This is a genomic window from Brevibacterium sp. UCMA 11754, assembly GCF_021532275.1.
Taxonomy (GTDB): domain Bacteria; phylum Actinomycetota; class Actinomycetes; order Actinomycetales; family Brevibacteriaceae; genus Brevibacterium.
In genome coordinates, this window is sequence record NZ_JACBOT010000031.1 from 189,358 (window position 1) to 216,055 (window position 26,698).

General features: G+C 57.5%; 15 protein-coding genes. 5 read left to right on the plus strand and 10 right to left on the minus strand.

Features of this window, described 5'->3' with window-relative positions; translation table 11 throughout:
* Position 1: 1 nt before the first annotated feature.
* Positions 2 to 1,549, minus strand: coding sequence for an ABC transporter substrate-binding protein (locus HX613_RS17865; protein ID WP_235346562.1), 1,548 nt, complete (start codon positions 1,547 to 1,549; stop codon positions 2 to 4).
* On the minus strand, positions 1,546 to 2,607 hold the full coding sequence (locus HX613_RS17870) for a TetR family transcriptional regulator C-terminal domain-containing protein (RefSeq protein ID WP_235346563.1): 1,062 nt from the start codon (positions 2,605 to 2,607) through the stop codon (positions 1,546 to 1,548). The genes HX613_RS17865 and HX613_RS17870 overlap by 4 nt, the downstream gene beginning before the upstream one ends.
* A gap of 241 nt (positions 2,608 to 2,848) precedes the next feature.
* On the opposite strand from HX613_RS17870, the gene HX613_RS17875 reads away from it, so the two are divergent.
* Positions 2,849 to 4,582 carry a stealth family protein gene (locus HX613_RS17875; protein ID WP_235346564.1) on the plus strand — a complete coding sequence of 578 codons (1,734 nt, stop codon included), beginning with the start codon at positions 2,849 to 2,851 and terminating at the stop codon, positions 4,580 to 4,582.
* A complete protein-coding gene (locus HX613_RS17880) occupies positions 4,500 to 6,257 on the plus strand; it encodes a stealth family protein (protein ID WP_235346565.1) in 1,758 nt (585 codons plus the stop codon). Before HX613_RS17875 ends, HX613_RS17880 begins: the two co-directional genes overlap by 83 nt.
* A gap of 81 nt (positions 6,258 to 6,338) precedes the next feature.
* Here HX613_RS17880 and HX613_RS17885 read toward each other — a convergent pair whose 3' ends face one another.
* The 3 genes from HX613_RS17885 to HX613_RS17895 all read right to left on the minus strand — a co-directional run bounded on the left by HX613_RS17885 (position 6,339) and on the right by HX613_RS17895 (position 12,684).
* Positions 6,339 to 7,589 (minus strand): CDP-glycerol glycerophosphotransferase family protein, encoded by a 1,251-nt coding sequence (locus HX613_RS17885; protein WP_235346566.1) that lies wholly within the window; start codon positions 7,587 to 7,589, stop codon positions 6,339 to 6,341.
* A gap of 114 nt (positions 7,590 to 7,703) precedes the next feature.
* Positions 7,704 to 11,138: a CDP-glycerol glycerophosphotransferase family protein gene (locus HX613_RS17890; protein WP_235346567.1), complete on the minus strand. Its 3,435-nt coding sequence runs from the start codon at positions 11,136 to 11,138 to the stop codon at positions 7,704 to 7,706.
* A gap of 115 nt (positions 11,139 to 11,253) precedes the next feature.
* Entirely contained in the window at positions 11,254 to 12,684 is a 1,431-nt protein-coding gene (locus HX613_RS17895) for a D-ribitol-5-phosphate cytidylyltransferase (RefSeq protein WP_235346568.1), read from the minus strand.
* A gap of 415 nt (positions 12,685 to 13,099) precedes the next feature.
* Here HX613_RS17895 and HX613_RS17900 point away from each other — a divergent pair, with 415 nt between their 5' ends.
* The 3 genes from HX613_RS17900 to HX613_RS17910 all read left to right on the plus strand — a co-directional run bounded on the left by HX613_RS17900 (position 13,100) and on the right by HX613_RS17910 (position 17,855).
* Positions 13,100 to 14,965: a glycosyltransferase family 2 protein gene (locus tag HX613_RS17900; RefSeq protein ID WP_235346569.1), complete on the plus strand. Its 1,866-nt coding sequence runs from the start codon at positions 13,100 to 13,102 to the stop codon at positions 14,963 to 14,965.
* Between the two features lie 67 nt (positions 14,966 to 15,032).
* A complete protein-coding gene (locus HX613_RS17905) occupies positions 15,033 to 16,274 on the plus strand; it encodes a polysaccharide pyruvyl transferase family protein (protein ID WP_235346570.1) in 1,242 nt (413 codons plus the stop codon).
* Between the two features lie 300 nt (positions 16,275 to 16,574).
* Positions 16,575 to 17,855 carry a CDP-glycerol glycerophosphotransferase family protein gene (locus HX613_RS17910; RefSeq protein ID WP_235346571.1) on the plus strand — a complete coding sequence of 427 codons (1,281 nt, stop codon included), beginning with the start codon at positions 16,575 to 16,577 and terminating at the stop codon, positions 17,853 to 17,855.
* Positions 17,856 to 17,870: 15 nt separating this feature from the next.
* On the opposite strand, the gene HX613_RS17915 is transcribed toward HX613_RS17910, so the two are convergent.
* From HX613_RS17915 to HX613_RS17935, 5 genes are all read right to left on the minus strand, one after another.
* Positions 17,871 to 19,766, minus strand: coding sequence for a glycosyltransferase (locus HX613_RS17915; protein WP_235346572.1), 1,896 nt, complete (start codon positions 19,764 to 19,766; stop codon positions 17,871 to 17,873).
* Between the two features lie 53 nt (positions 19,767 to 19,819).
* Positions 19,820 to 22,480: a hypothetical protein gene (locus tag HX613_RS17920; RefSeq protein WP_235346573.1), complete on the minus strand. Its 2,661-nt coding sequence runs from the start codon at positions 22,478 to 22,480 to the stop codon at positions 19,820 to 19,822.
* A 110-nt stretch (positions 22,481 to 22,590) separates the two neighbouring features.
* Positions 22,591 to 24,711, minus strand: a complete 2,121-nt coding sequence (locus tag HX613_RS17925; RefSeq protein ID WP_235346574.1) for an acyltransferase family protein — start codon at positions 24,709 to 24,711, stop codon at positions 22,591 to 22,593.
* Positions 24,712 to 24,882: 171 nt separating this feature from the next.
* Positions 24,883 to 25,806: a glycosyltransferase family 2 protein gene (locus HX613_RS17930; protein WP_235346575.1), complete on the minus strand. Its 924-nt coding sequence runs from the start codon at positions 25,804 to 25,806 to the stop codon at positions 24,883 to 24,885.
* A complete protein-coding gene (locus HX613_RS17935) occupies positions 25,803 to 26,633 on the minus strand; it encodes a CDP-alcohol phosphatidyltransferase family protein (RefSeq protein ID WP_235346576.1) in 831 nt (276 codons plus the stop codon). Before HX613_RS17935 ends, HX613_RS17930 begins: the two co-directional genes overlap by 4 nt.
* Positions 26,634 to 26,698: the final 65 nt, after the last annotated feature.

The following is a 26,698-nucleotide window of genomic DNA, read 5'->3' on the forward strand; positions in this document are numbered from 1 at the left end:
GTCACACCTTTCCGATCCATACGCGGTCGAACCGCCAGCCGCCCAGGGGCCGCCCGGTGGAGTTCTTGACCAGCCCGCCGACGTACTTCTGGAAAGCATCGACCTGGTTGGCGAATCCCCACACGATGTAGCCGCCTTCGTCGTAGAGCATCTTCTGCAGTTCGTGTTCGCCGTCGCGTCTCTTCTCGACCTCGGGAATGCCGCGGACCTTGTCGAAGACCTTGTTGAAGGCGGGGTCGTCCCAGTGGGTTTCGTTGAACGGCGACTCTTCGAGAGCGCAGGAGATGACCTGCGGCAGGAAATCTCGGGTGTACCAGAAGTCCTGCGCGAAGTCCCACTGCAGGTATTCTTCGCCGAAGAACGTCGTCGCGTCGACCCTGCGGATCTTGACCCGGATACCGGCCTCGGCGGCCTGCTGAGCGAAGACCTGAGCGGATTCGACGGCACCGGACTGAATCGGAGCCGTCACCAACTCGACGTCGAGACCATCGGGATAGCCTGCCTCGGCGAGGAGCTTCTTGGCTTTCGGAATATCCTGCTTGCGCTGCGGGAACTCGGGATAGTTCTCGCTCAGCGGCCCGAACATATCGTTGCCGACAGTGCCGAAACCGGACAGGACCTGTTCGATCATCTGTTCCCGGTCGACGACGAGGCGGAAGGCCTGGCGCACCTTGACGTCGTCGAATGGCTTCTTGTCCACACGCATGGTCAGCGGCAGCCACATGCCGGTCTCGGAGTTGAGAATGGCCATGCGTTCATCGGCGTCGATGACCTCGACCAGTGCCACTGGGATCTGCGCGATCGCGTCGACCTGGGTTGACAGGAGCGCGTTGATGAGTGCGTCTGAGTCGTTGAAGTTCAGCAGCTGCACCTCGTCGAGGTACAGCTTGTCGTAGTCAAAGTAGTGCTCATTGGGCACGAGCACCGTCGACTGGGCCGGGGTGAACGATTTGAGTTTGAATGGCCCTGAACACACGGGGTTCTCCGGGTCGTAGCCTTCAGGGACGATCGCCGCGGTGTATTCGGCGACTGCATCCTTGAACAGTCCGTTGGCCTCACTGAGGCGGAACTCCACGGTGCGGTCATCCTTGGCGACGACTTTGTCGAGCATGGAGAAGTTCGCTGCCGCGGTCTTGGGATCATCGGGGTCCGTAATCCGCTTGAAGGTGAAGATCACATCGTCCGGGGTGATCGGACTGCCGTCGGAGAACTTGATGCCCTGCTTCAGGGTGCACGTCCAGACGGTGGCGTCGGCGTTGGACTCGAAGGACTCCGCCAGCAGCGGCACGACCTGAGAGTCGTCATCCCACCCGTAGAGCGCGTTGTACAGGTTCACAGCGCGGCAGACGTCGCCGCTGTTGACCGGAATATGGGCGTCGACGGTGTCCGCGGAGTTGCCGCCGGTGACTCCCACGCGCAGGCTTCCGCCCTTGATTGGTTTCCCTGCGTCGGCGGCACCGACGGAGCCGCCCCCGCAGGCGCTCAAGCCAGCGAGTGCTGATATCGACAGCCCGGCCCCCAGCGCTTGTCTTCGATTCGGTGTGTTCATGTGCCTTCTTCCTGCGGGTGCGGTGCGGGTCGGTCAGGTGTCTTAGTGCCAGGCGAGTCCGTTGCGGCCAGGACCTGGTCGCGCCCGGTGGCCGCGATGTGTTCGCTGAGATAGTCATCGAGCATCTGCAGCGCTTCGGCATCGGTGATGCTCATCTGACCAGTGCTGCGTGCAACGCCGAGTCCGTCGATGAAGACGCTCAGGCCCTTGGCCATGAGGATGGTGTCACCGGTGCGGATGGTGCCCACCTTCTGGCCGGCGAGGACGACGGAGGCGAACATCTCGAACCACTCCGAGTACACCTCGGTGAGGGTGGCTCGGGCGTGCTCGTCAACGGCGGCGCGGGCCCAGCTTTGGACCCAGATTGACCAGACGCGTCGGATCTTGTCGTTGACGCCGGCGTGGACGCGCGCGAATTCGCGCAGAGTCCTCAAGGGATCTTCGGGATCGATCAGCCCGCGGATGCCGGAGAGGACGTCGAGGGTGTGGCGCAGTGTCGCCTGCAGCAGCTGCGCCTTGGAGCGGAAGTGATAGTTGACCGCCGAGGTGCTCAGCCCGCTGGCCCGCGCGACATCTTCCGTACGCACATCGTCAACACCCCGGTCGGCGTAGAGCTCCCAGGCCGCGACGACGATCTTGTGCCGGTTGCGTTTGCCCTTCGACATCCACTCCCCTGCCCCAATCTTCGCCAGGTCCGGCACTGGCTCGGGTAAGTCCCGCGACGCCGCGCTGCCACCAACTCCAGCGGTCTCATCGGTTCTAGTCTGTGCGTCTCCTGGGACGGCGTGGAAATGTGGGACAGTCCGTCGCCGAGGCGGTTGGACCGACCGTCCGGTCGTGAGCCAGTCCGTACTGACGCTGGTCAGGGAGGCGATTCGGGAGATCTCCTCGACCCGGAAGTTCCGTGTCCCAGCCAGAGACTTGGAGAGTTTGCTCGGCTCGATGCCGATGTTGCGAGCGACTTCGCTGTGGTTGATTCCAGCAGTTCGGATCGCGTCACGGACACGGCTCAGCAGGGACTCCTGGCTGTTGCCTGCACCATTGCTCGTCTCAACCACCACTACATTCTGCACAGAAGTTGCGATTTTGGCAATCGTTACTGGGGAGTTTGTTAGTTTTTTGTGATTTTCCGAATTGCCGGTGCCACCTGCGGACGTCGTTTTTGCGGGCATCGTTGTTGAGGTTCCTCGGTGCGTTGCCTGAGCCTGGCGCATCTCACAGGCTAGAGTGCATCCCTATAGGCAGGCCTTTGCAAGGAAGCATCGACCGGTCTATTCGCAAATTGAGGAGGAGCTCATCTTGTGGTTCTCACCCAGGTCGATCCGATCTGCGATCACGCGGCGCCTCACCCCTGAGCGCAAACACTGGATCTCCAAATTGCGCCATGGAGAACACGCGTGGCAGCAGGTCATCAGCACCCCACCGCCGAATCCGACCTCCCAGATCAGCGATGTCTATGACGCACGATCGGCCCAGGCTTCGAGCTTGGCCGACGTCCGCCGAGCCCTGTGGCTGGCTGCCGTCGACTTCGTCGAACTGCCCGACACCACACCTTTTCACCCCACGATCGTTGTCGCCGCCCCTCACGCTTCCGCGGCACTGACAGCCATCTCCAAGCAGCTTCTCGGTTCTCGGACCGACGAATCGTGGAGCATGCACCTGGCCGACGGCAGAGGCCGCACGGTCAGTGTCACTCAAGCGACGAAGATCCCAGACCGCCTAGCTGCCATCCGCTGCCTCCGCCACTGTGTCGCTCCCAACGGCAGGGAGCTGAGCACAGCGAAGGAGATTGTCACCGTCGAGATCTGGGAGTATCTGGGACCGGGTATCACCCGCGCTGATGGGGCCGTGCATTTGCCAGGGACTCTACGTCGGAAACAGCCGCAACATGACCTGGTGGTCGACTACATCACCCCGAGCATCTGGCAGCATGCCTTGACGAACGGCTCGATCCTTCGTCTGCCTGCTCCACATCTCAAAGCACTGCACGAACCAGTCGACATCGTCTACACCTGGGTCGACGGCGATGATCCTGCGTGGAGACGACGAATGCACGCTGCGCGCAAGGACGTCGATCTCAATTTCACGGAACCGAGCGCGCTCGCGGATTCGCGATTCACCTCACGAGACGAGTTGCGGTACTCGCTGAGGTCCCTGGAGTACTACGCCTCGTGGGCACGACACATATTCATCGTCACAGACAATCAGATACCGGCGTGGCTGAACACCGATCACCCACAGATCACTGTCATCGACCATCGTGAGATCTTCACCGATCCGGAGGTGCTTCCGGTCTTCAACTCGCACGCGATCGAGTCCCAGCTTCACCACATCCCGGGCCTGAGCGACCGATATCTGTACCTCAACGACGATTGCTTCTTCCTCCGCCCCACTGAACCCGAGCTGTTTTATACCGGCAACGGATTGGCCAAGCACTTCCCCTCCATCGTCCCCATCGATGTCGACGGATGGTCACCACGAGATCTGCCGATCATCTCTGCGGCGAAGCAAGGCCGCGACTACTTGCTGGAGAAATATGGAAGGACCGTGACGCACCGAATGCAGCACGCTCCGTACGCTCAGCTCAGACCGCTGCTGGAAAAGATGGAGCGCGATGCACCAGACATGTTCGCTCAGGTTGCGGCCTCTCAGTTCCGGGCGCCCGAGGACTTCTCCATTCCAGCGTCCCTGCACCATTTCGATGCCTACGCGCAGGGAAGATCGGTCGAGGGGACTATCGGATATCAGTTTGTGGATCTCGCGCGGGAGGATCTGACTCTGCAATTGGGTCGTGTCGCTCGCCGCACCGATCTCGACGTCTGCTGTATCAATGAGACCGATCTTCCGCGGACCGAGGCCGATCGCGTCGATCGGAAGGTCCGCAGCTTCTTGAACGACCGATTCCCGGTGCCGTCAAGCTTCGAGTTGACTGCCGGCGACGACGCACCGGTTGTCGCCAGAGTGGTCAATCGCAGCATTACGGCAAACCAGGATCGGCAAAACTATGCATTCACGCGTGAGAAAGCAGGTTGATGTGCGAAGTGGGCTAAGCACGACTCTGGTGGGGTTGGTGAAACCGATTGTCATCAGAGTTTCAGGCGAGAACAGATATCTCAGGCTGCGTCGTTCGGGGCTCGCGAAACTGCGCCAGTTGAACAAGCGCAGACGTAAGACGAAGCGCCGCCTGTCCGAGCGGAACGGCTTCGCACTCGAACATGATGTGGCCCGTCACGGAGACCTCCTGAATCTGCTGGTTCCGGCGATGACACCGGCGCAGGCTGCGCTGGAGAACTTTGAGTACGTAACCGATGCGCTTGACTCAAGGAAGATAGAGTGGTGGCTGGTCGAGGACTATGCAGGCCGCGGCTATCGCATCGGTGTGAGAGAAGAAGCGAAAACACTCACAGCCGCAGCCCTGATGCGACCGAAGACGAACGTTCCGATCTACGTCAAGACTCCCCGGTCGACCGCGGTCGCCCTCGCCGAAGTGGTAGACCTCTGCCAAGACCCCGAAGTCCGAGTAATCACTGTCACCGCACCGAAGAAGGTCACCGACACCAACTGGGCATTCGGTTTTCGATACGGCTGCTCAATCGAGTTCTGGACGGAGATCGTCTCGGATTCCCGGGTGGTGATCGAAGCACCCGCGGAGAACCGTGCAGCCAAGCTCATGTCCGATGCCGAATTCACCCTTGAAAAGACCTCGACCGGCTCAGGACGCGATTGCCGCACCCCGGCAGTGCTAAACCGGACCATGCTCGAAGACATTACGTTTCCGATCGATGCCGTGTACACCTGGGTCGACGGGGCTGACCCTAAGTGGATCGAGTCGAAGCGCCGGCTGGAAGCCGATCTCGCAGGCGATGAGTACCACCCCGAAGCTAATCATGAAGCCCGTTTCGAGTCGAAGGACGAACTGAAGTACTCGCTACGATCGTTGGAGTATTTCGCGCCCTGGTTCAGAAGGATCTACATCGTCACCTCGGGCCAAGTCCCTGCCTGGCTTGATGTTGATCATCCGAAGATCCAGATGATCAGCCATGCAGATATCTATGACAATGCAGATCATCTTCCGACGTTCAACAGCAACTCGATCATCTCGCGGCTCCACCACATCCCGGGCCTGAGCGAACACTTCATCTACCTCAACGATGACGTGATGCTGGGGAAACCGGTCCGCCCCCATGACTTCTTTCTGCCCACCGGCTTGGCAAAGGCGTTTCCGTCCAAGAACCATCGTCCGTTCGGTGCACCGACCGCCGAGGACGGCCCGCATTTCAATCTCACCAGGAATATCCGACGGCTGTTGGAGTCTGAATTCGGAATCACTGTGACACATGCCGTCAAACACACGCCGTATCCGCTGCTCAAAAGCGTGCTTTTCGAGATGGAGGAAAGATTCCCGGAGGCATTTGACCACACCTGGTCCAGCCGTTTCCGACACCATGAAGATATCGTTGCCGACCAGCTGTACCACTACTATGCGCAGATCGTAGGAAAAGCCGTGGCCACGTCGATCACCTATCGCTACGTCAATATCCGAGATGACAACTACCGCTGGGTGCTGCGAGACACGCTGCGTCTGCGCAACCGTTCAACGTTGTGCCTCAATGACGCACCGATGGATGATGTGGAACCGCTGACCGACGAGGAAGTCGGTGACTTCCTCAAGTCGTACTTCCCCTGCAGAAGCTCCTTCGAACGCTGACGCTCGGCCGATCTGAAGCGATCATCACTGCCTCGCAGGATTAGCAAGGTGCTCTGGACTGTGTCGACTTTGAGAATTCGCTTATTCCGTGTGTACGCTTTCGCGCTCACGAATTGAGTCCTCGATGGCAGCAGTGAACCGACGCGTCGATTCGCCCGCAGTATTCGCGCTGAAATAGTGAGCCTTCAGACGCCGCCGCGCGGCGAGAAGAGCGTCATCGCTCTGAGAGTCCTCAATCATCTGAGGGAGTCGGTCCAGGTTCGCCTCGGTCAAGGCACCCAGGCCGGTAGCCAAGGGAGATTGCAGCCCCGGGCTTGCGGCCGCGGTGTGCCGGTCGGTGAGGATCAGCCCCTTCTCAGGGTGCAAGAACAGGAAGTCGGGTCCGACGCTGGATACATCGGTGATGAGCACATCAGTATCCACGAACAAGTCCATGATACTGCCATCTGTAGAGACCACATGAGGGCCGCCTCTGTCATCGGCGCTGTGGAGCATCGATCGAATTGCCCGGTCCGCGTCCACTACTGCTGCATCGTGCGCCGCCGCGACACGGGGATGCGGTCGGTAGACGATCCTCACGTCCAGGTCAATGAGTGCTTCTACGATCTGCGGGCCGAGCGTATCGACGGAGGTGAAGTTATTGGAGTCGTTCTCGCCTTGCCAGGTCGGGGCATATACCACGGTCCGACGGTTGTCATGGGGCAGAATCGACTCGAAGTTCCCATCAAGCGGTGGCCTTCCAACGGTCACCATTTTGTTTGTGTCCAGTCCCCACAGTGCTTGCTCACAACGCACTATCGCCGCAGAACCAGCAACGAAAACTTTGTCGTAAGCCTTGAGCTGGTTCGATATCGAACTCTTCTTGTCGCTCTCACCATGATCGACGTGCACATGGACGATGGACGTGTCTGCCATCGATTGGAAGTTCCGCATTCCGTTGTTCACATAGATGGCCAAGCGATAATTATTGTCGGCATACAACTCTGCGAGGTCAGGATAGGAGATCGCCAGTACAGAGGGAATTGATGTCAGTGTCTTCGCAGCTTTGAATGCTGCCCGTTGGCGATAGATCAGAATGACGGGTCTGGATTCGTTCACTACCTCCAGCGCGGGGATCCACTGTTGCAATTGGTAGAGCTGGTCAGGTCCATCCCCGAAATAGGCGACGACGTCAGCCGTTGAGCGATCACCCCTGACCTCGATTCCGAATCGGTCTGCCGGTCCGCTGCCCCGCAACCATGACTTGACCTGCTCGCCGAGCGAGGAACGCGACACCCGCCTCGCCCCGTTCTGAGCAATCCGTTTGATATTGCTGATTGGGAGGCCTGTCATTGATGCACCACGGCCCCTCCGAACAACGGCGATTCACACGACCGCGCTGCGTCGGGGGACGGTACCCCACCCAAGGCATTTCTCAGGCCCAGATCAAGCATGCATCTCGTTCCGTCATACATTGTGATTGGCATCGATCATTCCGCGAGCTGTGCGGACAAACGTTTCGGCATAGTGCTCTGCCTCGAAATCGCCGAGGTAGTACTTGCGCATGTTGTCACGGGCACCACGAAGTGGGTCAGTGCCCAGCAGTTGGTCAAGTGCCTCATCAACGTTCGACAGGTCCCCTTCGATGACGTAAGACGCCTTCGACGCTGGGGCCTCTGCCTCAAGCTCCTCAGCCGACCTCCCGACAGAGACGATGGACAGTGGTTTACCGGATTGCAGGTAATCGCTGACGACCGCGGAGACATCAGAGATCATTGCGTCCGAGATGTTGAAGCACTCTTCGAGCGCCATCTCCTTCTCAGCGGTTGATCCCCAGACATGTGCTCGCCCAGTGCGCTGAGCATCTGCCTCGAGGAGCTCCTGGATGTCGGCGATCAGGTCGCGCGCCTCACTATATTTATAGTTCAGGCTGTGGGCACGGAATACGACGGTGCAACCGCGATCAAGCAGATTCTGCACGATCTGTCTGCCCCTCGGCAATGAGTACAATTCCGAGTCCTGGTAGGCGCCCCGCCAAGTCGGCGCATAGAGAACCGTCTTATCGGCAAGATCAGCAATGTTACCGCGTGCAGGTACAATCTGTTCGACCTGTGGTCGCCCAACGATGGCGAACTTCTGCCTGGGGATTTCAACTCCGTGCCGCGCATAGCGATCAATGCCAGCCTGTCCGGCGGCATAGATGTAGTCATAGATCGCGTGAACTGGGTTGAAGCAAGCAGGTTTTTCAGAGTCCCCGTGGTTCAGCCACACGTGCGTCATTTCCCGACGTTCGATGAAGTGCGTGTTCTTGCCCGCGTTATTCACGTAGAAGACCACGCTCAGCTTCGGTGTGATGACATCTTCGAGGCTGCGCAGCGTCGGTCGATTGATGACCGGTGCTTCGCTCATCTGTCCAGCTGTGCGCATCATCTTCAGGCTGCGAGTGACGACGATGTAGGGTCTGCCGATCTGGTCGAAGTAGGGCAACCACATACCCAGCTGATAGGAGATGCCCATGTTGGAGCCGAAATACACGGCAAATTCAGCCCCATAGTCATCAAGGATCTGCGGCAGCTGACGGTCGAGACGAAGGCTGCGTAGGCCGCGCTCGATGCCAGCAGACAGCAGGATGACTCCCAGCAGCAATGGCAACAAGGAGAGCAGGAAGACAATAAGCGGAGCAGCTCCGGATATTGCAAACAGCCAAGCGATCATGGTGACAAGAGTCGTTCCCACCGCGACGAATCCCCGCCCGATCGGCTGCGTGCCTCGCGTGTCGGCGCCGGGGAGATTGCGAGCCTCAAGGCCAGTGACCCTCCAGGCTCGCACGAGGCTGGTCTCGAGCACGATGGTCAGCACCAAGATCGCAGCAGCAGCTGAGACTGCCCACGAAGGCCCGTAGACCAAGTTCCAATAAGCTGCTAATGACAACGCAAGCAACGCTCGAGGCGCGTTTGCTCCACGCAGTATTCCAGCGAGTCGGCTGCGAGATTTGAACCTGCGCCTATGGACGAACAGGAATGCCGCGCTTCCGATGACTCCGGTGATGCCGGTCAATATTGCTGGTGCCTCAAACAAGGTCAGGACGAAAACCAGTGACGCGAACCCTGTGGGGAGGAGTGTCCTTCCCCCTAGTTTGCGGTAAATCAACGACAAAGTGTCTTTCGCTGACTTCGTATCCGAAAGATCGTCATCATCAGACTGCTCTTCCGAATCCGCGACCTGTGCTGTGGGTGCCGCATCGGCACCGTCCTCCTCAGTGTCATCCGGTCCGACGACGTCACTGTCGGATTCACCGAGGTACTCGTTCTCGACGTTGGAGGCCATCCGAGCGGCGGCTGAGATGAAGTTGTCGGCATATCCATCGGCTGAAAAATCGCCCAGATAGTAACTACGATAGCGAAGGCGCTCTTGCCGTTTTGGGTCGGTGGTTAGTACCGAGTCCAAGATCTCGTGCAGATTGCTGAGATCTCCGTTGAGAACATAGGCGGCTCGAGCGATCGGGTACTCCGCGACGAACTCATCGCCACTTGCGCTGACAGCGGCCATGGCGAATGGCTTGCCGGAATAGAGGTAGTCGGAAACAACACTGGAAACGTCGGAGAGCATTGTGTCCGAGAGATTGACGCAGTCGATGATTCCAACATCAGTCTCCGCGGCTGGGCCGAAGATGTGCGCAGTCCCCGTTTTATCTCTGTCAGCGGCAAGCAAGTCGTGAATTATGCCGATCGTTTTCACATCTTCAGGGAACTCATAACTGAAAGGGTGAGGACGGAAGATCACTCGCATCTTACGGCGCAGCAATTCTCGGATCATCTCAGGCGCGACCGGCAGCGAATACAGCATCGTCTCTTCAACGTGGCCCCGCCATGTCGGGGCGTAGAGCACGGTTTGCTGGACCGACGGCGGTGGGAGCTCCGTGACTACGTCGACTGCTTCGAGTTGAGGACGCCCGACGATCTCGAATTTGTCCTCTGCGATGGTCACACCATGTGCCGCGTAGCGTTCGGTTGCCGCTTGACCTGCAGCGAAGATCTTGTCGTACATGGCATGGGTCGGGTTGTACGACGGAGGTTTGTCAGAATCTCCGTGTCCCAGATACACATGCGTGTATTCCTGATGTCGAGTCATCGCACCGTTGCCGGACGATGCATTGACATAGAAAACCGCCCCGAGAGACGGGACGAGCATCTTCTCCAGATCTGAAGACTTTCGACAGACAATGACCGGCGCATCTGTGTGCTCAGCCAAAATCCGGGCCGGAGGGTTGTTGCGAGTGATGATCGCAAATTTCTTCCCAGTGCGCTCCAAATACGGAAGCCACATGAGGATCTGATACGACGCGTCGTCGGGCCGCGCCGTATAGATATAGAACTCGGGCGCATACTCCGACACAGCTTCAGCAACTCTTGACTTGGCGTCAGCGTTTCGCCTGATCCGGATGTAAGAAACAACCGCAAGCACAAGGTAGGCAAAGTCTAGGATCAATGCCAAGGTCAGCCATATTCCGGGAGTTACCCCCGCCCAGGCAAGGATCGCTCCCGTAGCTATGACAGTCGCAGAGAAGGTGACTAAGGGGCGGTCGACACGACCAAGGTCGGAATAGACACGCACTCCGTGAAGGTGAGCAATGAATGGTGCCGAATTATGAGTGCCCCGAGCCAGAAGACTCTCAAACGAGATGGGCGCGGCAAGCAGGACCCCTGCCATCGCAGCCATCCAGATCACCTCAGGCCCTGAAGCGCCGCTTGCAAACGCCAGCGCGACAGCAGCAACTGCCAAAGTGCGAACTGCTGCGCGGTGCCCGAGTCGAGAGCGTTTCGCCCACAGCCGGTAGGTGTCCCAGAGCAGCACCGCGAGAACACCGCCGAGGAACAGCAGGCTCGGCTGAGCGACCGTCACCAACCCCCCGCAGAGCGCTGCTCCGAGTGCAGAGAGTCCGTAGGAGAATACTGAACTCAGTGAGGAACGCAGGAAGCGGCTGCGGCGCGGATCCGACTGCGACTCCTGAGTCAGATCACTCTGCATTTTCGGCATAACCGGTAAGAGGGTCCTCGCGACGAACATCGACCACGTGCCCGGTCTTATCGGCAATGAGTATTTCGAGCGATGCTTTCGCCACTGTCTGCGAATCCAACAACGATCCTGGGTCTTCGGCGCCGAAGGCCTGGGTACGCATCGGAGTGCCGGTCCGTTCCGGATTCACACAATTGACCCGGACATCGTCTGCTGCCCATTCGTCTGCAAGCGCCTGGGTCAAGTTGACGGTCGCAGCCTTTGCCGAACTGTAGAGGCTGTAACTCCCGCGCCCACGCGTGTATGAACTGGAAGTGAAGAGAAGAAGCGATCCGCGGCTCTTTACCAACTCCGGATAGAACGTCTGCGCAAGCAGAATCGGTCCGATGTAGTTGATCTCGGTTGCAGCATAGATCTCGTCGTCTGACGTTTCATCGAGCCGGCCCAGCGGCAGTACACCGGCCGTATTGACCACGAAATCAATCTGACCGGTTTCAGCCAGAATTTCGTCCCGAGCCTTGATGAGATCGTCTCGCTTGTTGATGTGAGTTGAGGTCGTCGACCGGGAGAAGCTCTTGACCGTCGCGCCGTATTTCACGGCAAGTGCAGCTATATCCGCACCGATGCCATAGGAGCCACCGAACACGGCCATTGTCTTGCCGGCCAATGCCGTGCGGAGAACGTCTTCTGTGACTTCATGTTCGCTGCGGCTCGGGAGCTGAAACAATTTGTCCGCAATATAGATGTCGATCGGCTCAGTGACCTTCATATTGCTGTCATCGCCTGCCACTACCGCCACTGGCACTTCTGGGGTGTATCGAAGCACGACAGTGCAGTCATCTGTGGCCACAAAGTTGGGGTCCTGTGCCGCCTTGTCATAGGCATTCTGAATAGTGGAGAGTTTGAAAGCCTGCGGTGTCTGTCCACGCCTCAGGTTTGCCCGTGGCGGGACATCTTTGATGACCGGATAAGAACCGGCTCCGTCTTCGACCTCGATGATCGTGTCGGCCGACGGAATCGCCACATCGACTGCATCATTCTTCTCCAGAGCATCAACGACATTGTTGATGATCGACGGAGCGAGCAAGGGGCGAACAGCGTCGTGCAGGATTACGTTGCAGTCCGCTTTGTAGTTTTCAGCAATCGCGCTCAATGCCACTTGCGTAGTTTCATTTCGGGTCCCCGAGCCTTCGAGCACCTGTGTTACCTTTTCGAAGCCGTTCTTGCGCACGATCTCATGTACACGGTCCAAATGTCCCTGCGCCATGAGCACGATGATCTCGTCAATTTGGGGATGCTCGTTAAATATCGACAGCGTGTGTTCCATGATCGGCCTACCAGCGATTTTGATCAGCTGCTTGGGTGTATTGAGACCGATGCGGGTACCGACGCCTCCCGCAAGAACGACTGCAATATTTCGCGTGTTTGTCACTTCACAAGCTCCCAGAATTCATAACAAAGTGGTAGCCCCCTCTCGGGGCATTAGGTTATTCTAACAGTCAACTCTAGTTGGACTGCGCGCTTTCGGGCGGCGGGCTCACGCCACTACGAAGCTGTTTGATATTCAAGTAGTCTTGCGTCAACAGAAGCGGAGAGACCCACGGTCCACCGCTTATGCAGTCTCCACAACGGCGAGTCTGAGTATCGAGTCCACAGCTCGTCATTTGCCAGAAGACACTGACTGACCAAGTTCCAAGCATTCATGCTGACTGTGCCCCCGCCATGTATCCTCGATCAAAGTAACTACAAGTTGCCCGCGGAGTCAGGCAACACACCCGGACACGGAACAGCTGAAAAGCTTTCGTACCAGCAAAACACCGCACCGCTTTCATATTTTGGAGCCCCTATTGGCTGAGTCCACCGACACGGACCAAAACGTCGATCGCGATGGTCGGCAGGAGATCGACGTCAGCGTGATCATTCCCGCATACAACTGCGAATCGCTCGTTGAGGAGACAATCCGCTCGGTGACGAGCCAGGAACTCCTCGATCAGCGACTGGAGATCATCGCAGTCGACGACGGCTCGACCGATGCGACATTCTCGGTGCTCAGTCGACTATCTGAACTCATAGACGAGCTGACCGTATTCACCATCCCCAACAGCGGTTCAGCCTCGGCGCCCAGGAACGTTGGGCTCGATCACGCTCGTGGACGATACGTATTCTTCCTCGACGCCGATGACAAGCTGGCGCCAAACGCGCTGAGGCGCCTCGTTACAGTTGCAGACGACACGAATTCCGGTGTCGTGCTCTGCAAACTAGGTGAGTTTGGTTCTCAGAAACGAGCAAGCAATGTTCCCACCCAGGCGTTCAAGAAAACTGTCTACGAAGTCGACTACATCGACTCCAAGGCATACACAACACTGGGCGCTCTCAAGCTCTATCGACGCTCCATATTGCAAGAGAACGACATTCGGTTCCCACTCGGATATACGATCGGCGAAGATCAGCCATTCGCGATGGAAGCCTACTTCCACAGTCCTCATGTATCGATTCTCGCCGACAGGGTCTATTACTGGGCACGCGGACGGGACGACGGAACCAACGTCACCAGCCAAGGGCAGTCGGCCCGAAAACATTATCTGAAGATAAAGACACTCATCGGAGTGATCGCAAACGGACCAGAGACTGGAAGCCGAAGAAGCACACTCCTTCGCCGGCCACTTACTGCGAACGCTGGCGTCCGCACCGTGTTCGGCAAACCGTGGTTGCTGGATTTCGGCAGGGACGAACGTCAGAAGATGGTTACTGAATTTCAAGAGCTGATTACGCCCCTATGGAATGACGAGCTGCGGGCAAGCGGAACTTTGGAGTCACAGCTCCTCATCGATCAGTTAGCAGCTGGAGACATCGAGTCGCTCGAGGCCATCAGCAATAGCATTGCGAACAACGAACCGATTCCGCTGAAGTTCGATGAGTCGCAATCACAGTTCTTCTACCAATCTGCCCGTGGCTCCCAGTCCGACAATCTCAACCTGAAGCTCAACACACGGGGACAGGCAATCTGGCGCACGGGTTCCGACCTTCACCTACGCGGTTCGCTTGGGATCGACGGCGACTCGCGGGGGCCAGACACCGCACAGATGGTCTGGACTCACCGCCGGGACTCCGTGGACAAGCGTTTCACGGTGGATCTGACACATACCGCCAACATCGGAGAGGGTGGCAGCGTCCAATTCGAAGTTGCGATCCCGATAGACCAGCTGGATCGCCCCGGCGAGTGGGACGCGTTCGTCGAGGCAAGCTGGGGGACATTCACATTGAGCTCGAGGTTCGGCAAATCCAAAGCTCCTTCAATCAACACCAGCCCAACGTTCGTTGGCTCCCCTGTCTGCGCTGCAATCATCTACACGCGATTTGGCAATCTCACCATCGACGTGGGCCCCACACAGAAATATCTTTCTCCAGACAACACGGGAATTGCCGAAGTTGCAGGGAAACTCACGCTATTCAAAAACGAAGTCGCCACACTGCGTGGCGATCTTGAATACTTTGCCGGGGCGAAAGTTCAATCTTCCAAAAGAACACAGTCAATCGATGCTGAATTCGTGAAATACAGTGGCGACTGCGCATCTGTAGTTATTCCACGATCGGTCTTCAAACACGGCCCCTATATAATTTCACTGATCGATGTTGAAGGTAACCTGCACACCATCGACGACTCGTCCAGCAAAAGAATCAGTCTCCGTCAGCTGCGGCACGGAGCCAGTTGATTCACACACATGCCTTTCACCCCGACGCCGCGAGTATGAGAAGGATTCTGTCTGAATGAACATAATCTTGACCAAGTCAGCAAAAGCACGTAGGCAGCGCCTTGGCCGTTTGCAGACAGATCTGGAAGCGGCGCTGATGACAGACGAGCAGTTAAGCCGCATGTGGTTCTGGAAGAACGAGACGCTGGTGCTGGAGTACTCAACCAGTTACGGAGTGAAATACGCGTTCGACATCAATTGCACGGCTAGCGGCTACAATTTGCAGATCGTCGGAAGAGGCGACCCATCAAGATACGCTGTCAGGCAGAGAATCGGTGTGATCTCCAAAGCGGTCAAGGGGCATCCGAACCGGATCCTGGAAACCTGGCCGTTGACGGTTGACCGCAGAACCCTAGTACTCGAGCTTGTCACCGCCATTCGTCGCGTACAATCACTGATGTCTGTCGTCCAGGAGCATCCCGATCGCTACGTCCCCGGATATTGGTGGGACCAACAGAGCAACTTCGGTGATCAGATCGGTCCGTGGTTGATCGAGATGATCACCGGCAGACCTGCGTTCAATACGATTGCGTTGCCCAATGCCGGACATGCAGTGATGACAGCGGGTTCCATTATCACCGGCATGAACAGGCCCGGTATGTCGGTTTGGGGATCCGGACTCATCGCGCCCATTGATTCCGCCACCGCGCAGCGTTTGAAGTCTCGGCAGCCCCACACGATTCGTGCGGTGCGAGGAGAACTCACTCGAACAGAATTGGTTGAGAACTTGGGATGGGATGTCCCTGAGCTGTTCGGCGATCCTGCCCTCCTGCTGTCGACCTTCTATCGGCCACACGCATTGGCCTTGGGAGAGCCTCGACCCGCCGTGGTTCCCCACTACGCGCACAGAAGTCTCTTCGAGGGCCACTCCGAACGGCGCGAGTTCGACATCATCGATGTCAGGAAATCGCCTGAGGCCGTCGTCGCTCAAATTGCGAATGCCTCAACCATTGCATCAACCTCGCTCCATGGACTGATCATTGCCCAGGCCTATGGCGTGCCTTGGATCAGACTTCGGATTTCTGACCAACACCTTGTTGGTCAGGATTTCAAGTTCGAAGATTTTTACTCAACGATCTCCAGGGACCAGGTAGCGGAAATTTCTCTGTCTAAAGATGACGTTTCGAATGCCGATCTGCGTGAAATTCTGAAATCGGCGAGCATTCCCGACTCCAGATACGACGTTGCATCGCTCATTCGCGCATTCCCTTCAACCGATATTCCGCAGCTCCCCGGTGACTACGCTTCATATAGGCCCAGAGCGGTGTGAGCCGCTGGGAATTCACCACCAGCTGACCGTCGGCATGTATTGGACCCGTAGCTCCATCTTCTATTCTAATTGTGTTGGCTTCTCCATCTATAGCGGTGTCGTCTCCGTCGACGTAAGTCAGTGTGTCTGTCAGCCCCCAGCTCACACTGCACCTCCTGATGCGAAGCATCGATCAGGTTCACATTGAACGAACAGTTCCTCTTGTCTTTGATCCGTATGATGAAGCATGAAAATATTTGCCGGGGTAAGCGATTTACCCGGGGAAGCTACTGGCCCCGTTCCGTTCTTGAAAGGTCCACTGTGAAAAACCTGGTTCGTAATACAGCTCTGAAGGCTGTGCGGTCGTCTGCATGGAAGAAGACCAGCAAATGGATCAGGGGCACAGAACGCTGGAAGCAGCTGGAAGACGAATACGATGGCAGCTATGTCAAAGGCGACGTCGTCGTCTACTTCGGTGATCGTAAGCCCAAGTTCTACCAGCTCAGTCAGTGGATACCGGTTCTCGAAGAGCTCCACCGGACGCACAGAGTCGTCCTCGTGCTGCGCAAGCCCTCCTCATTGCTTGAGGCTCGTGAGATCACGCGCCTGCCCATGGTCCTCAAACGCAGATTCGATCCACTCCACACCTTCTACCATGCCAACGATTTCAAGCTTGCACTCTATGTGAACAACGGAATGTCGAACTTCCAGTCACTCGGGTTCGCACCCATGGTCCACGTTCACGTCAACCATGGTGAGTCCGACAAACTCAGTATGGTCTCCAACCAAGCGAAGTCGTATGACAAGGTCTTCGTGGCTGGCGATGCCGCAATCAACCGGTACCGCAAATCACTCATCGATTTTGATGAGTCTGCTCTGACCAAGATTGGGAGGCCTCAGTTGGACATAGACAGGGTTCCCGAGCTGGAGGCCTCATCGACGAGGACCATCATGTACGCACCGACGTGGGAGGGCGAGAACGACGCGAACAATTATACGTCCGTCGACCTGTTCGGCCCCAAGATCGTCGAATCCGCACTGGGCCTCGACGATACTCGTGTCATCTACAAGCCGCACCCCCGTGTTGCAGCCTCCAACAACACTGCTATGGCGGAGTCGAATGCACGCATCATCGAACTCATCGAGACCGCTAACGAATCCATCACCGACGAGTCTCTGCAGCATCAGATCCTGATGGAGGGTGACATCCTCGCGATGTTCGATGCCGTCGATCTGCTCGTTACGGACATCTCCAGTGTCGGTCTCGACTACCTCTACATGCACCCGGAGAAGCCTCTAGTTCTGACAGATCGCCGCGACGATCCGGCAAAGCTCAACGACGAGGCGCCAGTCAGTCGAGCGACGCCCATTATCGACGGAACGACCGTGGGTCAGACGGATGCTCTGCTGCGAGAACAGCTGACGAACGATGGGTCGGCCGAGGCCCGCCAGGAACTACGCCGCCACTACTTCGGTGAAGGAAAGAAGGGCACGTCGACCTTGCTCTTTGCTGATGCCGTCAGCACGCTGATTGCCAACAGAACGTCGGATATGTCCAAGTATCATTTCGAGAGCACCAACGCCGAGGCTAGCGACGAGTAGCTGTGGCTTCTGGTCTCAGTCCAGAGGCCGGGGACGCACAGAGAAGTTGCCGAGATTCGTCGAGTACCACTCTCGGGCACCGACGCTTTTCGGAGCGTAGTCCTTCGGCGGTCGGATTCTTCGCTTAGCGTTCCACGGATCCTGTGGACGTCGCAGGCATACATCGAAGGTCTCGCCCTTCGCCTCGGAGAATTTGTCAGCGTCGATGTCGAATACGATCTTCGTTCCACGCCCAAACGCCCGGCGTTCGACAACCGGATCGGAACACAGGAAGTAGTTGTTCCGCTTCCGTCCAACCAGTACGAGCTGCAAGGGAGCCGCGGCCGATTCCTGGATTTGGCCGAACTCGAGTTCGATACGTGACCCTTGCGCAGATGGGGTGACTCGCAGTGCGTTCGCGTTGATCGCTTGGACGGACTCCAGAGGGCCGATGTTCGGAAGTGGCACAGGCTTAAGCGCTTCAAGCGCCGTTTTCCAACGCTGGTAGCCGACTTCTGGAAGATACTCTTCTACCGTCGTCATCGCAGCCCTCCGCATCGAGGCGATGCGTTCCGGGCCGAGTCCTAGGAACGCCTCCATCTGATCGGCTAGTGCCCCGATGTCACCTCGAGGAGTGACGAAGCCGTTGTGTCCCTGCTCCACCAGATCTCTCGGTCCGTAGGTGATGTCGTAGACGATGGGCACACATCCGGCACCCATTGATTCCATCATCGCCAGCGGCAGCCCCTCACTGGTGCTGGTCAGAGTGGAGAAGGACGCAGATCGCAGTCGTTCAGGAACGTCGTTGACGTATCCCGGCAGTTCCACGCGGTCCTTGACGTTGAGGTCCACAATGAGCTGTTCGAGCTTTTGACGTTCGCCGCCCTCGCCGAGGACCGTGAGAGTGATGTCCACTCCCCTGTCCTTCAGCAGCGCTACAGCTCTGATCACATGATCCACCCGCTTCAGCGGAATGAGGTTGGCGATCATCACAGCGCTGTTCACCTGGCGGTCCGTCGGTGCTTCGGCCAGAACAGCTCCGGACGGCAGCTCACCTGTCAGGAATTTGATGTTCGAGCCGCAGATTCCCGTGGCTGTGACCGCCTCAGCCTGCTGTTGAGTCTGAATCCCGACAGCGTCGAAGCGGTCGAAGTTGCGCATGGTCTCCACTCGACGACGAAGAAACTCCCCATGCGGTCCGTTCCAGGGATGGCGAAGATGAGAGCCGTGCATGAACAGGACCAGCGCGAATGTACGATCCGAAATCTCGTGGACAAACTCACTGATCTTCTTGTCATCGACGATGAGGACGGCAGGCTCGTCAATGATAGTCGCCGTGATCCAGGCATTGTAGAAGTCTCGTGGTCGATTCCATTCGGCGATCGGGTCGCCCGCTGCCGAGTGGAGAATGAAGCGACGACCGATCTTGGGATCCTGCACATCAGTGAGCAGCAGGCTGTTATCGGCCCGCAGGTAGTCACGACGGACGATACCGCTGGTGCTCGAAGTGCGGAACACATCGTAGAACTCGGTGATGCTCTCAACTTCACCGTCCGCCTGAGGCACGGGGACTGTTGGAGTCTTCCCATCCAATGAGGCCAGCTCAGAGTCAGACCGGTCACGTAAGTCCTGCCAGATGTTGACCAGCTCGACGTGCTCGTTTATCCGTCCTTCCGAGATGAGCCGAGCCCGTGTCGCGTCTGCATCCATTCGTGGACTGAAAGTCAGCAGCGTCTGCGACAGCGGATGACCATATTCCTGAAAACTGCGGATCCGACGCAGTGCAGCCGTCGTCATCCCTCCGATAGATTCCGGGATGCCCCAAACAGCGTTGTAGACATGCACTGCGTCGGTCCCAATGGGAACCTTGTGGTCGACCGTCTCGCGAGTGACATCAGGAGCGCCATGGAACAGTCGATTAATCAGGCTCACTGTTTGCTTCCTTCCTCAGTTCCCACTTGTGTCATCCTTGACCACGGCTGGTGTCACGCCGGCAGAGCCATATGACCGTGGTGACGAACCTGGCGTCGCCAGTTCACGATCTTGGGGCTGTCTGCAGTCTCCCAGTGAGCGCGAACGTTCCAATCGGTGTCGAGTTCGATATATCGCCCGCCCACCGAGATCTGGAGGGAGTCAACATAGTTGATACCAACGTTCTTCAACAGGCCGATGACTCGTTCTGCTATGCCCTCGCTGCGAAGGCGGGCAAGATTGAGCACGGAAACCTGTGGATCGAACAGTACGAAGTCTTCACTCAGCGTGCTGTGGCTGGCGAAGACGAAGTCCAGCGCACCCTCGTAGTCATCCTTGAATGAGCTGGCTACCCGTCGCATGAGGGTGAGACCGCTGGTCCGAGTCTTCCTCACGTCTCTTTTCGCTGCGAGAAGAGACGTGCCCAAGTCGATACTCGCAAGTTCTGCGATGTCTGCGGTCACCTCAGCCGCGGCTGGAATGACGACAAGCTTCTCATTGTCGGCAAATAGCGTCGGTAGGAGGGCCTGGACCAGCTCGTCTGTCTCGTTGATGCCAGGAATGGACACAGGGTCGAGCACTCGGATCGTTCCTTTGGTCAGTTTAGACCGGATGTCATCGACTCGATCCGCGGTGAGAGCGCCCGATGCCACCCACAGCCGATAAGGACCGGAGGCATGATCGTCTATGGACTGTGCAGCCGCGCCCACCAGGTGCTCTTCGCCCTTGTTTACCGACAGATAGACATCGGCAGTCCCTGCTTCGGGCAGGGGGTGTTCGGCCGCGTTAGTCGCGGTGGCGATTTCAGCGCTCGTGACGTCGGGCAGATGGGCCGTGGCGAGGTATTCGTCTGCAACGGCCATATCGGCTTCGGTGATCTCAGTCCACTTGGCATAGACCTCGTTCTCGGAGGCTCCGGATGCGATGAGTGGGATGATCACTGAGAGCTTGTCCAGGATTCCGGTTCGGATCGCATCGAACTCGGCGTCATTGATTCCGTACAGTCCGCCGAATCGAGAGTCCGACTTGTTCTTGGGTTCGAACTCGACCTCGGCGCCCACCGACCGCGCAGGAAGGTTGGCGTGCAGTCGCGACGTCAGCACACGCTTGTACTTGTAGGCGTAATCGCCGACCCAGCTCCGCGCCAACTCGAGGTTCTCCGGGAAAGTCTTGTCTCGGATCGCGGTGACAGTCTGCTTCTTCTTGGGCCCTTTGCCGCCCTTCATCCAGTCGATCCGCAGTGTGCCGGTACGACGGTCAGGCTCGCGGGCTGGGAACACCGTATCGATGGTCGTGGTCAGACAGCCTGAGAAGAAGGCCGGAACTCCGACGGCCCGCAGCACTGCCACCGACTGCCAGTCCCGGCAGCCCACCGGCCCATATTTCTTCAGATAGGCGATGGCATCTGGGGTGAGCATTTCGGGATACCGGATGAACACCGACAGCAGGATCGGGCGGAGATTGGGATGGAATGGAATATTGAATGATTTTCCGAAGATGTCGTGCATATACCACCCGAAGGAGATGTACCACGTGTCTTCTGGGATATCTTGGTAGACGTTGCCGTCACGATAGACCTCGACCAGGTTGAGATCAGCTTCGGGACCCTCGTATTTCCTTTCGGCTTTGACTGATTTCCGCAGCTTCGAAAAGAGCTCCGTCAGCCCGCTGTCTCCCGTGAAGCTCAGATTCTCATATCTCAGGAGGTGTCCGAGTGAAGCCACCGTCTGTATGTAATCGCCGATGTTGCGCGAGCGGATGCCGGGCTGGTCGTAGCTGAGCACACCGAAGTTGCGCTTGCCAGGCGTGGTCGGTAGAGGCTGCAGGTGCACTCCGCCCGGAAGCCAATCTCGCATCCTCATGAGTTCGTAATGGATGGACGCCTCAAGGTTGTCGGCTCCCCACGCGAGGCGACTCTCGATAAGGGTGCGGACATGTTCGAAGGCATCGATGCAGAAGGCGGATTCGGCTGTGCGCAGCACAGCCTTGGAGGTCCATCGCTCAGTGTCGCCTGTCTGGTTTGAACGTTCGATGAGCGGAAGCGCTTCATCACCAAGTGTGTCAATGGCGGTTGGGTAGTACTCCACAGCCGCGGCGGTGATGAGTTCACGATCCTCAACGCGTTCGAATTCGGCCCAAGCAACGTCCGGGTCCGATGAGCGATGGTATGCCATTCCCAATAGGACTCGGCCGATCTGATCGTGTTCGGGACGGCGGCGCAGGTTCAACCCGATCGAAACAGCCTCCCCGTGGAGACCAGCGTCGATGAGCGCTCTGCCCGCTTCGACCATTGACCCGCCCAGTGATGACCCGCTGATCAGAGCTTCAGCCAGAACTGAATCCGCCTTCAGGCGTGCCAGTTCACGGAGTTTGGCATCGACTTCCTTCTTCGTCGGCGCGACTGTCCAGCCGTCGGTATCAACGGAGGTACGACCTTTGAGACCAGTTGCCAGATTCCGATAAGAACGAGCTGTGTCAGCCGCGATCTTCTTCGAACCGCCAACGGGCTTCGAGGTTCCTTTGGCACCCGCTTCGCCACGCTCTCGAATGTATCTGGTTCCGGAAGCCCTTTCCACAGCAGGAAGAGCACGCCGAGCGATGCCGTGGACCACGGGTTTGATCAGCTGTCTTCCTTTTCCGATGAAACGGTCGGTCGCTTTTCGTTGATTGCTCACTCGCCTAGTCCTTTGCAGAGGTTTCGGTGGTCCGTCGGTTGTCACGATCAATCGGTTTCACACTATCCAATTCGCCTGATGAATCGGCAAGAGATCGTTCTGCTGATCACTCAGTCGAAGGTATCCAAGCCGGACTTGCGCAGCCTGTCATTGAACTGAGGAGCAAGAGTCTTCGCATATGTGGCGGTGATGTGCGCCGTGTCGAAATAGGTGATAACTCCGCCAATGACCGGTTCGCATCGTCCGTCCGGACAGAACCAATCTTCGGGATAGATGATTGACATATGCTTCGAGTCAATCTCCTTGGCTGACGCGGCAAGAGGATCCATCCAGTGCCATGATTCCGGAGTTCCCGAGCACTCTTCAAGCTCATCCTCATGCTTGGCAACGCAGTCAGGCACTTGGATATCGTCCCCTCCTGGATAAGGAGTGTCTCTGACGACAACAACGTCTAGCTTTGCGTCGACCCAGCTCTGCAGGATATCTCTGTGCCCTTCTGGGGCCTCCTTCTCAGTTTCCTCCCATGACTTTCCATCCAGAGGTGTCGACTGACGTTCCGAGGTGACCACTGCGTCGAATCCGCCGCTTGTTGTGCGATCGACTACCCAATCAGAATAGTCTTGGCAGCCCTTGACTCCCTCTGGGGTACCCAGGTCTTGCGGAAGAGTCGAGATGCTGCAGTTCGAGGCTAAGAAAGTGGTGATAGTCCAGTCGTTTTTCTCAGCCAGTCTTTCAAGAGTCGGCAACCAGTGTCCCGCGTGCGAATTGCCGACCAGTGCGACTTGCTTCTCGCCATCACCATACGTGCATTCGGGGCGATCCGTGTATGGCTCGCTCGCCCAACACCCGTCTGCATAAGCCTTTGACTTGTCGTTCTTAGCGGCAACCGGTTCCATCAGCAGAGAATCCGTATCATCACATTTCGGGTTGTTCTTCGCGCTGGGAAGCAATGCTGCTGCGCCCAGACAGGAGTCCGGGTCAGACATCGCAATTTCGAGATTGTCCTTATTCTGCTCGACGATCCGGTCCGAGACCCACATCTGGCTGAGGCCGAGCGCGCTGACAAGCGCCATGGCCACAACCGCAAACCCAAAGGTCCTTTTCGGGGTGCTCAGGACCGAGGTTTTTCGGAAGCGATTTTCGACCCAGGTCGTGGACGCCCACGCTACAACGATCGAAAAGAGAATGATCAATGCCTTGTCCAAGCGGCCAAGGTTCTCTGTAGTTCCCAGCTTCTCTGACAAGTAGGGAATTAGGACGATGAGTGGCCAATGCCAGAGATACACAGAGTACGAGATATCACCCAGGAACTGCACCGGTCGCAACGACAGAAGCCGGAGCACGGAGAAGCGTCCCCGCGAATCAGCCAGAATGACCAGCGCTGTCGAGACCACCGGGAGTAGCGCAATATAACCGGGGAACGGCATGTCTGCACGGATAAGGAATGTACCTGCGACGATTCCTGCCAATCCGACCCACCCGATCAGTGAGCTCAAGGGGAGCCGTTTTGGCCGAATATAAATGACGAACACTGCCACGAGCCCACCAGTAGCCATCTCCCACATACGAGTCGGAGTGATGAAGTAGGCCATGGCCGGCTGCACGATCGTGTACCAGACTGAAAAGGTCAGCGAAGCGGCGAAGACGGCGACGACAGTGAAGCCCACGATTTGCTTTGGACGTCCCACTTTCTTACCGACCAGAAATGCGAGACCGATGAGCATGGGCCAGACGAAGTAGAACTGTTCTTCGACCGACAGCGACCAAAAGTGCTGTATCGGAGATTGAGCGTTGTCCGCAGCAAGGTAGTCAACGCTTGAACTCGCGAAGTCCCAGTTGACCACGTAGAGCGCGGCGGAGAAGATCTGTCGTCCGGTATCGACCCAGATCGATTGTGGAGCCACTAGATAAGTAGCCACTCCAACGACGAAGAGCACGAGCAGAGAAGCCGGGAGCAGACGCCGGATCCGTCGAGCCCAGAAGTCAGTGACATCCCGCCAGTTCTTCGGCGGAGACTTGATCAGGTGGCTGGTGATGAGAAAACCGGAGATGACGAAGAATACGTCGACGCCGATGAATCCGCCTACGAAACGATTCGGCCACAGATGGTAGAGCAGGACGATGCCGACGGCCAAGGCACGCAGCCCTTGAATATCGGCACGGAATCCTGACCTGCGCGGCTTAAAGTCCGTGCTCGGTGGTTTTTCAACGTGCGTGGATGTCAACTGCATTTATCGCTTCCAAAACATTTCTCAACCGGTTGGATCGGACCCGGCTGCGGTCGCTGTCGTTCCTCATGCCTGCGGAGCGTTGCGCGGCGCTGCGTATCGATTCTGATCGAATGAAATGAGAATTTCTGCAGAACCCTGCGCAGATCACAGAGATACGCGCGCGTGCTCGGCTCAGATGACGGGAGGGCGTCCGTGTCGAGACATCCTCAACACGCCTCGTTTCGAGAGTTTCCGCCGGTCCTCGTCCTCTGCCCACGGATCGAGCCTCCAACCCGCGCGCCACCCCTCCATCCATGCCCGCAGCTGATGTGGCTTGTTCGCCCATTTCACACACTGCATCAGTGTCCACGAACCGACGTAGGCCCAGCTGAAGGGCCACGGCAGGTTGCGCCGGGCCAACCAGACGCGGTTCCTAGCATTCATATAGAAGTATTCGTCATGCCGTCTGGGATCGATCACGGGGTGTGCCACTGCCAGGTCACCCATATACCAGACTGTGTAACCTGCGTCCCACACTCTCCAGGCGAGTTCGATACCCTCGTGGGCGTACCAGAATGGTCCCGGCCAGCCGCCGCATTCATCGAATGCCTTCCGCTGCATGCAGACGGCACCTTCCCAGACTGAGAAAACGTTGGAGGAGTGCTCGGCTTCGCCCTTCTTGAGACGCGGGATCCATCGCTTCGGAGCATCCGGCCCGCCAGGTTCTTCTACCCGAGGTTGGATAAGACCAATTCTGGGTTTCGTCCGCATCAGTTGAGCCATGCGCATCAGTGTGGTGTCGTCCGGTAACCATGCATCGTCGTCGAGGAAGAACAGAAATTCACCTTTAACGTGCGGAACTCCAGCGTTTCGTCCGGCAGGGATCCCCAAGTTCTCCGGTAGTGCGAGAGTCTTGACCTCGGCTGGTATACCCTCGGGGTCCCAGCCATTGCCTACGCAGACGACGTCGAGTTCGACGCCTTTCTGCGCCAGTAAAGATTCGAATCCGCGGTTGAGGTCGTCCAATCGCTTCCCCTGTGACAGGACGACAACACCGAATGAGTATTTTCGGCTCTCTTCGAAACGCTGTGACAGAATGCGCGAGGTATCGGTCATGACAACCTCCTCGAAGCCATGATCGACATGAAATGTCCGATCACAGATAGGAGACACAAGGGCGCCAGAATGACGACAAGCCAACGCTCACCGAACAGAGGAGCAGCACCAGCCGACGCCGCAATAATGGTGACGATGCTCGCAACCAAGGCGAGGAGCGACATCTCCACAGAATGATAGATGCGATGGAACGGTACGAATCGAGCTGCTCTTTTGAGCTTCGCAACAAACCCCGGGTTCAGCGCAGTCGCCGCCTGTGAGTCCGCGAGTTTGTCCAGGCCGTTGAACGCTCTCGAGACATGAACCATGTCATTGAGTGCTTTATTCAGCAGAACGAATCCAGCCAGGACGGTTCCGGCCAGCAGGTAAGGGTAGGCTCCGGCGGGATCGTCTCCGAGGTTCTTCCACTCCCCCACCGCTCGAATGCCCAGCGCTACAGCGACTAGGCCCTCCGTCGTGTAATGCCCGACTTTGTCGAGGAAGACGCCTTTTGCTCCGCTGGTCCCACGCCATCTGGCGACTTCACCATCGCAGCAGTCGATGTACATCTGAACCTGGGAGAAGAACACCGCAAGGACTGCTCCCCAGATCCCAGGAATCAGCAAGCTGGCGGCAATGCACCAGCCGGCGAGGATCATCAGACCTGTGACTCCGTTTGCACTGATTCTCGTACGTACGAGAATCATCGTGAAATAGATCGAAATGTGTCTGAGATAGAGCTGCGCGCTCCAGTGCTCGGCATTCTTGCGACTGCGAACCTCGATGGGTTGAGCTTTAACCCGAAGCTCAGCCAAGGTCGGGTGGCTCTGCGGTTCCCGTGTAGACACACCCGCTCCTCTCTGCTTCAAGGCAAGTGTTTAGTGTTGTGGGGCATTCTACTTTCACCACATCG

What these genes read in the sequence shown, in the direction of transcription:
- HX613_RS17930 (WP_235346575.1), bottom strand. Translation starts at nt 25,806, where the DNA reads ATGACCGATACCTCGCGCATTCTGTCACAGCGTTTCGAAGAGAGCCGA.
- HX613_RS17925 (WP_235346574.1), bottom strand. Translation starts at nt 24,711, where the DNA reads ATGCAGTTGACATCCACGCACGTTGAAAAACCACCGAGCACGGACTTT.
- HX613_RS17865 (WP_235346562.1), bottom strand. Translation starts at nt 1,549, where the DNA reads ATGAACACACCGAATCGAAGACAAGCGCTGGGGGCCGGGCTGTCGATA.
- HX613_RS17885 (WP_235346566.1), bottom strand. Translation starts at nt 7,589, where the DNA reads ATGACAGGCCTCCCAATCAGCAATATCAAACGGATTGCTCAGAACGGG.